We start from the raw sequence: 12,591 nt of genomic DNA, 5'->3' as shown, positions 1-12,591 counted from the left end.
TTAGTGAAAGCCTCTCAGAGAAATCTGAGAGGCTTTTTTATTATAGGCTATTTGAAAACTAAAAAAAAAATATTCCTGAATTATTAGTTGAAACTTGCATATATATATATATATTTAAGTTTAGTTTTCTCAACTTTAAAATTGTAAATATTATGAAAAAACTAAAATTAGTAACATTAACAATGGCGTTGATGGGTATTTATTACTCTGCAAAGTCATATTGTTATTCCAACAGAGAAGGCCGTGTACACACTGGATATTGTACAGAAGATCCAGACTACCATAATGGACAGCAATTTTGTCATCCTGGTGGTTTTACATGTGATGGAGATGATATTTATGAAGACAAAGAACTAGGTTAATCACGTATTAGAAAAGACTGTCTTAAAATATATTTCTGGCAGTCTTTTAAGGTATTTACTTTCTCAATTAATCTAAACTTTACGATTAAACTATTTTAATTAAATCAATCATATTTAGAATGATAAAAAACTTTATTGTACAGTCAGAATCAATTGTTTTTGTTTTTATATTTGTTTTTACTTTTTCCTGTCAAAATTCTTATCAGAATACAGAAGATAATGTAGTTAAATATGAACTCGAAATCACAAATCAACTTACTTTTAAATTAGACAATACTAAAACTGCCTACACTAGAGGAATACAAGTATATCCAACTGACGCCCCACAATATCTATTGTTTTTTCACTCCAATGGTACATACATTTCTATCTATGATTTAGAATCACAAGAATTAGTAAATGAAATCCATTTTGATTTTGAAGGGCCGAGGAGTGTTCCTAAAAGTATACATTATGGTTATACCCACAATATGGACTCAATATTTTTATTCGATCCATTACCCCAACAAATTTATCTTGTCGATTCTGCTGGAAATAAAATTGATCAGTTCGGAATCCAACTAGAAGATATGCATTATACATATCCAGATGGTACTCATCCCCCTTATTTCAATAAGGGTACACTTTTTCTACCATCCTACCCTTCCCCCATGGAAAATGCTACCTCTTTAGATTATGGTTTGGTAGAATTTGATATTAATAGGAAAGCTTTTGGCACTCGATACAATTTATCTGAGAAGTACGATGATGGATTTTGGGATAAACATAGTTACAGGAAAGCAATCTCTACTTTTAATGAAGATAATAATAGCATTATCATGAGTTTCCCCAATGATGAATATATTTATGTACTAGATGCCCAAGGCAATAAGTCAAAATACTTTGCTGGCTCTTCTGAAATGAAAACATTAAAACCCTTGAGTGATGAGGTTTATAATGATGATGAGAAATCTTTTAGATTGCAGGCAGAACAAGGCTTTTATTCAGGCTTAAAGTATGATAGATGGCGAAAAGTATATTATCGCTTTGCGTATAATCCTATTGATAAATTTGCCGATAGAAGTACGATAGGCAAGAATGCTTCCATTATTATTTTAAATAAGGATTTTGAAATAGTTGGGGAGAGCCCTATAAATGCTAAAAAGTACTCATTTGGTATCAGCTTCATAAATCAGGAGGGACTCCATCTTTTCAATAATAATCAATACGAAAAAGAAGATGACAGCCAATTTTCTTTTGATTTGTTTAAACTTAAAAATGCAACACCATGAAATTTTTAATGATCATTTTAAGTATTATCATTTTTCAAACTGAATACAAACATACCGCCCAAAACAAGGACTTTATGGTAAAATATAAGTTTGAAAAAAAAGATAATGGTAAAACATATATGCTTGGGCATATAACATTCCAAAAAAATAATAAAAACGGGATCAATACCAATATGATTGTTGAAGGTCACAGAATTGGCACTGTCCCTCAAATGGACGGCACTTTTAAATTAGAGCTTCCGGATAAAAAAGGTGAGATCTTAGTTTGGAATTCAAAATATAAAGACAAATGGCAATTCAAATACAAGGTGGAACTAAGCCAAGATAAAGATTTTACTATTGGCGATAATTAGCTGAATTCCTTAATGAAAGACGTTGTAATTCAAGAAGAAAGAATCGTTAAAGCATTGGCGAAATAAGCAGAATTATAAAATCTTCAAAACTGTAATCAATCTATAAACATTACATATGTGTCGATAAACTCTATATTTATATCGACTAATGAAATATTATCCTCAAATTTCGGTTATATATTTGTAAACAAAACAGGTTAAGTATTATGAAACATTTGTGGAAAATTTTTGGATTAGCAGCATTAGTACTTTTTTATGGCTGCGACAGAATTGAAAGCGGAAACGGAAGAGCATCATTTTATCTAACTGATGGTCCGTTAGAGGCAGAAAGTGTAGCTGAAGTCGTGATTAGTATTTCAAAGGTGGAAGTTTTTGGCCCAGATGGCTGGACCACTATAAAGGAATATGAGAGCCCTGAAGTTATTAATTTATTAGAGCTTCAAGGTGGTGAAACTTTCTTCTTGGATGAAACAGAATTAACTAGCGGCTTATATGACCAAATACGATTAGGTCTTGCAGCTTCCGCAACTTCAGGAGCAGGTGAAAACCCTCCTCATTATGTAAAATTCAATGATGAATCTGTAGAGGAAATTTTTATTCCAAGCGGAAATCAAACAGGTTATAAAATCATAGGTGATTTTACTATTCCTGATGGAGGTGTAACTTCTGTTATCATTGATTTTGATGTTAGAAAATCAGTAGTGAAAGCAGGAAGTTCAGGTCAATTCATTCTAAAGCCTACGCTAAGATTAATAGAAGATGCTAATGTAGGATCTATTGAAGGAAACGTAACCGGTGAATTTGATGGTAACTTAGTGGTATATGCTTATGATGATGGTGAATACAGTGAAAGTGAAAAAGAACCAGATGCTGATGGTGTGGTTTTCGCCAATGCTGTAACTAGCTCAAATGTGGATGCTGAAGGTAACTATAACTTATCCTTTTTGCCATCTGGCACTTACGATTTGGTAATCGCTTCTTTCGATGCAGAGGGTAATTTCATAGAAGTAAAAACCCAAGAAAATGATGTGGAATTGGAAGCTGGAGTTAAGTTAGATTTAAACATTGAACTAACTCTCTAAATCAAATCTATTTCGTTTATTTATATAAATAGACAAACCAAAAAAAGCCATTCATTATCTATAATGAATGGCTTTTTTATGAATTGGAAATTTAATCTACTTTTAACCGTTTGATTTAGATTGAACGACTACATCAACTTTTTTTCTAAACTCTTCATCTTGTTGATAAGCCATCATTATATTTTTATATTTCTCTTGGCTAATGCCATGATTATCTAATGTAGCAATCATTTTAGATTGTGTCTCTTGATTATTAGCCATAATTTTCTGAGCAGCTGCATTAAATGCCTTCATTTCTTCCGGACTTGCTTCTTCGTCAGATTGTCCTTGTTGGATAGCTACAATCTCATTAAATCTGTCCAATTCTAAATCATTTTCTTCTATGATTCCCATGGCTTTCTTTTCAGCTTCCTGCTGAACTTTAGTGACTTTCAAATTCGCCTCAACGAACTTCTCTATTTCCTGGTCACTATAATCTGTTGTCACTTCTTGTTGTTGCTGAGGCATTGGCATTTGCTGCTGAGCAAATACAACGGTCGTAAAGATTGACAAAATAGCGGTTGCAAAAATTCTCTTTTTCATCATTTTATGGTTTTATTTAAACTTATTAATTCATTTAGGCAACGAATGGGAATATGATTGTTGTCCTGAATCATAAAAATTCTGAAAGTTCTTAAAATACTGAAATAGAAAAGTAGAATTCTATTGTAGAAAGTAAGAGAATTAATCTTTAAGTTTCTGATTTAAGAATCCATTTCGGTGTTTCTGGAGCTTGATATTGTTCCATTTTATTTAAAAGACGATGGATATCTTCATCACTCAGAAGCATATCTCTGTTGATTTCTTTCAGGAAATTTTGCTCAGTCATTTGAGAAAGCATATCCAAAAGCGGTTGATAGAAGTTTTCCATGTTCAATAATCCGATTGGTTTTTTGTGTAAGCCTAATTGACCCCAAGTCAGGATTTCAAACAATTCTTCCATAGTTCCAAAACCACCGGGCAAGGCAATAAAGCCATCTGCCAAATCATGCATCTTTAGTTTTCTTTCATGCATGGAACCGACCACTATCATTTCTGTTAGTTCATTATGTGCCACTTCTTTGGTTTGCAAAAAATCGGGAATAACGCCTATCACTTCTCCCTTTTCACTTAAAGCACCATCTGCAACGGCACCCATCAAGCCAATTTTCGCACCACCATAAACTACGCCTATATTTTTCTGAGCTAAAATTTTTCCTAAAAGAAAAGCTTCTTCACTGTATTTTCCGTTTTTACCTGCGCTTGAACCACAGAATACTGTTATTCTCTTCATTCCTAATGATAACTTAATTTTAAGTCATATCAAATGATTTCCTGCTGCTTTCCATGATCCAGAAGCGCATGAAAAGGATCACCTCTCAAATTTAATAGTTGAGCAAATGCAGGCTCTGTTTTAATTCCCGATTCCTTTAAGCGGATAATCTCTTTTCTGAACTCCTCACTTCTGTTAATTAAGATCTCATGTTCAATCAACATATGCTGAAAAGCTATTTGCTGATTTGAAGGCGTGTTTTGTGCAAATATTTCTACTGGAAAATTGTCCATATTAAAGCGTGCTATTATGGTAGTCTCATCTTGAAATATTCTTTCCATCACTGAAAATTGTGGATGACTGCTAAAATGCTTTTGGATTTCTTCTTTAAACACCTGCTTATTTTCGAATGAGCAAACGATATCCAAATCACTATCCTTTATGGCTATGTCAATAGGAATAGTCCCCACTAAAAGAGGTTGGAAACTTTTTAGTTTTTCCATGACTTTGCTTTCTGTCAAAACTTTATAAGCTTCCTTTTGAAGCCAGTTCCCTTTATTCAGATAGTCAATAGATTTAAAATCCATTTTGTTGTTTTGATTTAACAGTTTACCATTTTGTTAAATGTATACAACTACAAAAAATAACAATAATGTTGTTTGTGTTTAACATTTAATGTAGCTACGACATTCAATAAACATAGATAAGCATTCCAAAATTTGGCGATTTTTGGTGGATGATCAGTATATTCTTGAAATAGGTGAGCCTAATAAAAGGAGTTCCAAATTCCTATAACAGCATATAAAATTAAATTCGGGACAATTAAAACTATCCCATTATGGTTGTTTGGGTTTATGTACTGGGTGAGGCTTATTCTACTTTACTAGATTTCCTTCTTGTTCTTTGACCATTTTATATAAAAATTCAGGGGCAAAATCTGCACCACAATCCCAATAAATTGTCCACGTATCTACATGAAAATTTTTGAAATAATGTATGTCTTTTAGTGGTTCAAATATCTCTCCCCATATTTCATTTTTTAAATCGACAGTGCCAGACACTCCATCATCAAAAATGAGCTTTATTTTATAATCATTTACATATTCTGCTTTTTCTACCTTTCTTACCATTTTGTTAAATTCTTTTAATTCAGTGGCTTTATTTTATTTAAAGGTTTACGCTTTTCAATTAGTTCCCAATTTTCAAATAATGCTTCTTTATTTAAATCCAACCATTCTTAAACTAAATTTAAAGCTTTTCTGGACATTTTGCCAGTTAATTCACCATCTTCAATATTAATTATAGCTTCATAATCCTGATACTCTATATGAAAATGAGGAGGATTATGGTCATTATAATACATTTTAATTATTATACCGAAAAATCTAGAAATCTCAGGCATATCGTTCTATTGGAAATTTGAAATTAACCTAATTACTAAACCTTAAACAACATTCTATCTCCCGTACCTGCCTCAATTATTTTTCCATTATCATATACTTTCTTTCCATTTACGAAAGTGGTTTCAATAGATGATTGGAAAGTATGTCCTTCAAAAGGAGACCAGCCACATTTGGCTAAGATATTCTCTTTGGTAACTGAATATTCCTTTTCTAAATCTACCAAAACACAGTCTGCGTGATAGCCTTCACGGATATAGCCACGCTCTTCTATTCTGAATAAAATCGCCACATTGTGAGATGCTTTCTGTGCAATTTTTTCCAGACTGATTTTACCTTGTTTGTAAAAATCCAAAAGGGATAAAAGACTATGTTGCGCTAATGGTCCCCCTGATGGAGCTGAAAAGTATTTATTTTGTTTTTCTTCCAAAGTATGAGGTGCGTGGTCAGTGGCAATCACATCTATTTTATCATCTAGTAAGGCCTGAAAAATAGTTTCTCTGTCCTGAGCCGTTTTTACCGCAGGATTCCATTTAATGAAAGTGCCTTTTTCTTTATAATCAGCATCTGAAAACCATAAATGATGAATACAGGCTTCTGATGTAATCTTCTTTTGCTCTAAAGGAATAGAATTATCAAATAGCTCGGTTTCCTTTCCAGTGGAAATATGAAGTACATGCAACCTGGAACCGTGTTCTTTTGCCAACTTCACCGCTAAAGAAGAGGATAAATAACAAGCTTCTTCAGAACGAATAATCGGATGCATTTCAATAGGCACATCCTCTCCATATTCTTTTTTGAATTTCTCTGTATTAGCTCTGATGGTGGCTTCATCTTCGCAATGCGTAGCAATTAGCATGGGTACTTGAGAAAAAATATTGTTTAAGGTTTGCTCATTATCTACCAGCATATTTCCGGTCGAACTTCCCATAAAAACTTTAACTCCACACACTTTTCTTGGATCAGTTTTTAGTACTTCCTCAATATTGTCATTACTCGCGCCCATGAAAAAGGAATAATTGGCAATCGAGTCTTTAGCACCAATCTTATATTTATCTTCCAACAACTCCTGAGTCAAAGCATTGGGAACAGTATTAGGCATTTCCATAAAGGAAGTAATTCCACCTGCAACTGCCGCTCTTGATTCTGTGAAAATATTAGCTTTGTGGGTTAAACCTGGTTCCCGAAAATGTACCTGATCATCAATTAAGCCAGGAAAAAGATATTTTCCATTGGCATCAATTACTTCATCTGCCTCATCAGCACTGATGCTGGAAGCAATTTTTTCGAAGCGACCGTTTTTCATCAGCACATCTAAGGGCTTAATTCGCCCTTCATTTACTATATTTGCATTGACAATCAGAGTGGTTTTCATATTTCAGTTAATTTTTCCTTAAAGAATAGACTTCATGTCGCAAGTTACCGCATCCTTTCAAGATTTTAAACTCAACAAACAATTATTCAATGCAATTGATGATTTGGGTTATCAAAAACCGTCTGAAATACAAGTTAAAGCCATTCCAAGGATTTTAAATGGGCATGATGTAATTGGCATAGCCCAAACGGGAACTGGAAAAACGGCTGCTTTTGTGTTGCCTATTTTGATGAAATTAAAATATGCTCAAGGACTAGATCCAAGAGGATTGATATTGGCCCCTACCCGTGAATTAGCAATGCAGGTGTATGAAAATATTCTGGAATTAGGAAAATATACTGATTTACGTACTGTTTGCCTATACGGAGGAATTGGCTCTAAAAAGCAAGAAGCTGAAATAACTGCTGGTTGCGATATTATTGTAGCCACGCCTGGCAGGTTATTGGATATTTACAATGCAGGGGTATTGAAAACTAAGCAAATAAAAACTTTTGTGCTGGATGAAGCCGACCGCATGATGGATATGGGATTTATGCCTCAAATCCGGAGGGTGTTGGAATTATTACCAATGAAAAAACAAAATTTATTTTTCTCAGCTACTTTCCCTGAAAAGGTGGAAAAATATGCTTACGAATTTACTGATTTCCCCGAAAAGGTAGAAGTGACACCTGAATTCATGACTGCTGAATTAATTGAGCAGAAATTATATCATGTCCCAAATTTCTTAACTAAAATCAATTTGTTGAAATATCTACTGGACAAAGAAGAATTCAGCAAGGTTTTGGTCTTTGTCAGGACACGAACCAATGCCAATAATGTATTTAATTTTGTCGAGCGAAAAATCACAAAAGACTCCCGCGTAATTCATGCCAATAAAGCACAATCCACCCGAATTAATGCCATTAAAGATTTTAAAGAGGGAAGTATTAAAGTTTTGGTGAGTACAGATGTAAGTGCCAGAGGAATAGATGTAGATGAAATTAGCCATGTGATCAATTTTGAAGTACCTAATAAATATGAAGAATACGTTCACAGAATTGGCAGAACCGGCAGAGCAGAGCATCATGGCATAGCCATTAGTTTTGTAGACCCTTCTGATTTGTATCATATCGAAAAAATTGAAGAATTAATTAGCCAAAAAATTGCCGTTAATGACCTTCCTAAAGAAGTGGAATTGATGGAAACCATGCCTAAGGAAAAGAAAGATATGGCTGTGGAAATTGACCGACAGAAACATTTAGACAATCCTGACTTTCAGGGAGCCTTTCATGAAAAGAAAAAGAAAAATCTTAGCGGAAAGGCAAGAGATAAAGCATTTGGGAATAAGCCTAAGGATAAGCGGAGGAAGAAATAAAGCCCCCTAACCCCCAATGGGGGAATTAGGAGATACTAACTTAGACCTTTTGTCTACTATGCGTTGTCAACTGTCTATTTATTAGAAATATCAGAAAAAGCAAGAATTGGAGATAAAGCAGTCTAGATTCTAGACTCTTGGTTCTAAAAGTCTATTAAATGAGTAAGTGGAAAACATTATTTAAAGAATATAAATACATCTTAAGTTTAGGATTTGTCTTTGCTTATTTTTCCAATTTTGGGCAAACTATCTTGATTTCGCTTTATGTACCTGATATTGAGAGTTGGTTAGGCCTCAATAATACTACCATGGGCAGTTTGTATGCCGGAGCCACTGTGGCATCAGCTTTTACTTTACCCACCTTAGGGAGTTTATTTGATCGCATGAAGCTGGGCAGTTATATGGCTATGACTTTAATTGGTTTAATGACTGCTCTTCTGGTTTTATCCTTTTCCATGCATATTGTTATGGTATTTGTCGGGCTCTATATGCTTAGGCTTTTCGGCCAGGGATTGATGAGCCATACAGCTGTTTCCACCATGTCTCGGTATTTTGACACCAATAGAGGTAAAGCCATAGGAATTGCCACTACAGGTCATCCATTTGGAGAAGCTACTTTGCCAGTTCTGATGACTGTAATTATTGGATGGTTAGGCTGGAGAGGCTCATTGCAATTAAATGCAGCCATAGTTTTAGTAATTATCATGCCCTTGGTTTATTGGCTTTACAGCAAAAAAAAGAAAGAGCAAGTTCAATCAGAACCTGAAGTGAATTTGGGTAAAAGCAAAGTAAGCGCCTGGAAAATTTTAAGTCATAAAGCGTTTCTAATTATTGCTCCTGCTGTCTTTGCATTAGGATTTACCAACACAGCTATTTTCTTTTTTCAATTGAAATTGGGAGCAGCAAAAGGCTGGAGTGCTGCTTGGGTTTCTTCCTCTTTAGCTGCTTTTGCAGGCGCTAGTGCATTGGGTATGTTTATAGCTGGTCCGTATATTGATAAACTGACAGCCAAAAAGTTATTTCCATTTGTTTTGATTCCTTATGTAATTGGAGTCTTAACACTTTTAATTAGTGATGCCCCCATTATTTATCCATTATCCTTAGCCTTAATGGGATTTGCCAATGGTTTTGGCGGAACAGTGAAAAACGCTCTTTTTGTTGAAATTTTCGGGGCCGATATAATCGGAAAAGTCAGGAGCCTATTTGTCACAGTAATGGTTTTAAGCACTGCACTAGGCCCTTTGTTTTTTGGGGTTTTGGTAGATGCTGGATATAGCTTTAATGAGGTTTTCCTACGTAATGCTATTGGAATTGCGGTTGTGATATTGTGGAGTTTTAGAGTTAAAAGTATTCAGAAGTGAGTAGTGAGAAAAGGCAATAGCCTTTTATGTCTATTCAAGACAATAATCTCACTACCCAATACCGAATAACCACTACTCCTTCAGCGTATCTTCAAACAACTCAAATATTCTTCTATACTCATCCGTCCAGCTGCTTGGCTCCACAAAACCATGGCTTTCTACAGGATAGAGTGCCATTTCCCAATTTTCTTTACCTAATTCAATCAGTCTTTGAGATAATCTGACAACATCTTGGAAATGCACGTTAGTATCCACCATTCCGTGACACATCAATAGATTTCCTTCCAAGCCTTCAGCAAAATAAATGGGAGAACTTCTTTCGTACGCAATCGGATCCTCCACTGGAGTATTTAAAATATTGCTTGTATATCCATGATTGTAGTGGGCCCAATCGGTAACTGAGCGAAGTGCCGCACCGGATTTGAAAGTCTCAGCTACATTGAAAAGCGCCATTAAAGTAATGAACCCTCCATAAGAACCACCGTAGATCCCGATATTATCACCATCTACTTCTAATTCATTTACCAGATACTTAGCACCATCAACCTGATCACTTAAATCTTTACCGCCCATATGACGATAGATTCCTGTTCTCCAGTCTCTGCCATAACCTGCACTTCCTCTGTAATCAATATCCAAAACGGTATAACCATTATCAGCCAATAAATTATGGAACATATATTCCCTGAAATAAGAACTCCACCATCTGTGAGCATTTTGTAAATAGCCTGCACCATGTACGAAAATCACAGCAGGTTTGCCATTGCCTCCGCCCTCAGGCTTATAAAGTCTCGCATGAACTTCTGCACCATCTTCCGCTTCAAAAGTGATATATTCAGGAGTTTTCCATTTATAGGATTGAAATTCTTCTGAAATAGAGTTGGTAATTCTTTTGGCTTCAGCGTTGGATTCATTATCCATCACATATAATTCCCAAGGTTGGTTAGCAGTACTTTTTCTTAAAGCAATTTTACTTTCATCAGGCGAAAGTGCATACTCCATTCCTCCTTTATCAGTGGTGATTTGCTCCATTTCACCTCCATCCACTGGTATTTTATATAAATTTCTGATACCCGGACTTTCAGGATTGGCTAAGAAATAAAAATGGCTTTTATCATTGGATAGATTCACATCATAAATTTCAAAATTGCCTTTGGTTAATTGTTTTGTGTTCTTTTTACTTTTGCTCAAATCAACTGAATAAAGGTGACTATAACCACTTTCTTCTGATTTGAAATAAAGGGTTTCATTATCTGCTAAAAATCCTTTGGTAGAGCCTCCCCAAAGATACCCTACTCCAGGGCCTGCGATCCAAGCCTCATCTCTTTGTCGGTCAATTAATTTCAATTCAGCAGTTTCAGGATTGAGCAAAAACAACCAGCGGTCTTTATTGTCTGTAGCCCTGGCATCAATTACAGTATACTTACCATCATCAGAAAACAATGGTGATTGAAAAATCATTTTTCTGCTTTCAAAGTCTTCTTTTTTTCTTTCCGGATAATCACTCCAAAATTCAGGGATTTGACTGAGTCCTTCTACCTTATCAATATTCACAATTGAATTTTCTCTCGTATTCAGATTGAACACACCTAATTCCATATAGGCTTGATCTCCTCCCACTTTTGAGCGTGCATCCAGATCTTTTGTATAGCCGGTTTCGGTTACATAATCGGGAACTATAGTATTGTCATCTCCATTTGGAGAAATGTATAATCTATATATTACATAATTTCCATCAGGACTGATACTGGATTCAATTAATCTTTTACCATCTAGATAAACAGTAGGAATGCCCTTAGACTTAATGTTCTCTTTATATTCCTCTGATTTTTGATCTTTCTCATTCCTTTCTTTTAAGACGCTGAATAATTCAAGCTGTTGATTATTCAACCACTCTTCTTTATCGGATTTTTTATCTGATTTCTCTTTCGGTTTTGCTTCTTTGCTAAACTCAATCAACTGGCGGGTTTTACCGGTATTCATTTCCCAAACAAAGATATTATTATCAATTACATAAAATATTTCCTCTTCGTTTGACAAGAAACCAGCATTAGAAATTCTCTTAGAAGTTTCTATTACAATGTCCTTTTTTCCTAAATCGATATTTGCAATAAATAAATTTCCATTTCTGGTAAAGAGCTTTTCTGTTCTAGCTTTATTATAAACTCCATTTCTGTCAGGAAAACTCATCTCCTGTTGATGGCTTATTGGTATTATTTCATCTTTACTAAAAACATAAGAATAAAGTGAATCCTCAGGATTATTATCCGGATTCCAATTAAAAAATAGCTGACTACTATTTTCTCCCCAATAAAAATCTTCGGGTGAATGCCCAATCCATGCCGGGTCTCGCATGATTTTCTGAACACTTAACTCACCTAATTCTTGTGCAAACGAACTTGAAACAGCTAGAATAACAACATAAAGGCTTATAAATAATTTTCTCATAGGGGTAGATTTAATAACTATGGTTTTAAACTACGCTATTATGAGAGGAAGTAAAAATAAAATTTGATAAAAGGAGAAATTGATAGTTGGAGGTGGGTAAACAAAGCAATTAAGGGATTATGATTTAAAACCGGTCTGACTATCGTCTGACCTCTTAGGTGAATTTAAGTCACATGATAATCAGACTTATCTAAGCTTAGGCTCGAAAAAAAACCGCCTCCAAAGGAGACGGCTTTCCGGCTTAAAATGAAAAAACAACACCTAAACAAACACCTGTTTTGCTTAGGTCTCGCT

Annotated in this window: 13 protein-coding genes; 6 read left to right on the top strand and 7 right to left on the bottom strand. The window is 34.7% G+C overall.

Annotated elements, in window-relative coordinates:
* The first annotated feature begins 191 nt into the window (after positions 1 to 191).
* The 4 genes from Q0L29_RS09465 to Q0L29_RS09450 all read left to right on the top strand — a co-directional run bounded on the left by Q0L29_RS09465 (position 192) and on the right by Q0L29_RS09450 (position 3,068).
* A complete protein-coding gene (locus Q0L29_RS09465) occupies positions 192 to 362 on the top strand; it encodes a hypothetical protein (RefSeq protein ID WP_296621118.1) in 171 nt (56 codons plus the stop codon).
* 119 nt (positions 363 to 481) lie between these two features.
* Positions 482 to 1,633, top strand: a complete 1,152-nt coding sequence (locus Q0L29_RS09460) for a DUF4221 family protein (protein WP_296621117.1) — start codon at positions 482 to 484, stop codon at positions 1,631 to 1,633.
* Positions 1,630 to 1,986: a hypothetical protein gene (locus Q0L29_RS09455; protein WP_296621115.1), complete on the top strand. Its 357-nt coding sequence runs from the start codon at positions 1,630 to 1,632 to the stop codon at positions 1,984 to 1,986. Before Q0L29_RS09460 ends, Q0L29_RS09455 begins: the two co-directional genes overlap by 4 nt.
* Before the next feature lie 206 nt (positions 1,987 to 2,192).
* Complete coding sequence (locus tag Q0L29_RS09450; protein WP_296621113.1) at positions 2,193 to 3,068, top strand: DUF4382 domain-containing protein; 876 nt, start codon at positions 2,193 to 2,195, stop codon at positions 3,066 to 3,068.
* A 102-nt stretch (positions 3,069 to 3,170) separates the two neighbouring features.
* Here the strand turns inward: Q0L29_RS09450 and Q0L29_RS09445 are convergent, their stop codons facing one another.
* The 6 genes from Q0L29_RS09445 to Q0L29_RS09420 form a co-directional block, all read right to left on the bottom strand.
* Positions 3,171 to 3,653: a DUF4168 domain-containing protein gene (locus Q0L29_RS09445; RefSeq protein WP_296621112.1), complete on the bottom strand. Its 483-nt coding sequence runs from the start codon at positions 3,651 to 3,653 to the stop codon at positions 3,171 to 3,173.
* Between the two features lie 145 nt (positions 3,654 to 3,798).
* The gene (locus Q0L29_RS09440; protein ID WP_296621110.1) at positions 3,799 to 4,380 is read right to left on the bottom strand and encodes a TIGR00730 family Rossman fold protein; all 582 of its coding nucleotides are present in this window, start codon (positions 4,378 to 4,380) and stop codon (positions 3,799 to 3,801) included.
* A gap of 29 nt (positions 4,381 to 4,409) precedes the next feature.
* A complete protein-coding gene (locus tag Q0L29_RS09435; RefSeq protein ID WP_296621109.1) occupies positions 4,410 to 4,946 on the bottom strand; it encodes a DUF4269 domain-containing protein in 537 nt (178 codons plus the stop codon).
* 288 nt (positions 4,947 to 5,234) lie between these two features.
* Positions 5,235 to 5,489 carry a DUF2442 domain-containing protein gene (locus tag Q0L29_RS09430; RefSeq protein WP_296621108.1) on the bottom strand — a complete coding sequence of 85 codons (255 nt, stop codon included), beginning with the start codon at positions 5,487 to 5,489 and terminating at the stop codon, positions 5,235 to 5,237.
* 107 nt (positions 5,490 to 5,596) lie between these two features.
* Positions 5,597 to 5,761: a DUF4160 domain-containing protein gene (locus tag Q0L29_RS09425; RefSeq protein ID WP_296621106.1), complete on the bottom strand. Its 165-nt coding sequence runs from the start codon at positions 5,759 to 5,761 to the stop codon at positions 5,597 to 5,599.
* A gap of 35 nt (positions 5,762 to 5,796) precedes the next feature.
* Positions 5,797 to 7,134, bottom strand: a complete 1,338-nt coding sequence (locus Q0L29_RS09420; RefSeq protein WP_296621105.1) for a dihydroorotase — start codon at positions 7,132 to 7,134, stop codon at positions 5,797 to 5,799.
* A 34-nt stretch (positions 7,135 to 7,168) separates the two neighbouring features.
* Here Q0L29_RS09420 and Q0L29_RS09415 point away from each other — a divergent pair, with 34 nt between their 5' ends.
* Positions 7,169 to 8,488, top strand: coding sequence for a DEAD/DEAH box helicase (locus Q0L29_RS09415; protein WP_296621104.1), 1,320 nt, complete (start codon positions 7,169 to 7,171; stop codon positions 8,486 to 8,488).
* Positions 8,489 to 8,646: 158 nt separating this feature from the next.
* Positions 8,647 to 9,849, top strand: a complete 1,203-nt coding sequence (locus Q0L29_RS09410) for an MFS transporter (RefSeq protein WP_296621103.1) — start codon at positions 8,647 to 8,649, stop codon at positions 9,847 to 9,849.
* 72 nt (positions 9,850 to 9,921) lie between these two features.
* On the opposite strand, the gene Q0L29_RS09405 is transcribed toward Q0L29_RS09410, so the two are convergent.
* Positions 9,922 to 12,297 (bottom strand): prolyl oligopeptidase family serine peptidase, encoded by a 2,376-nt coding sequence (locus Q0L29_RS09405; RefSeq protein WP_296621102.1) that lies wholly within the window; start codon positions 12,295 to 12,297, stop codon positions 9,922 to 9,924.
* Between the last annotated feature and the right edge of the window lie 294 nt (positions 12,298 to 12,591).

The organism is Marivirga sp. (genome assembly GCF_024636815.1).
GTDB lineage: Bacteria > Bacteroidota > Bacteroidia > Cytophagales > Cyclobacteriaceae > Marivirga.
The sequence above is the reverse complement of the archived record's forward strand: the minus strand, read 5'-3'. Positions and strand labels throughout refer to the sequence as shown.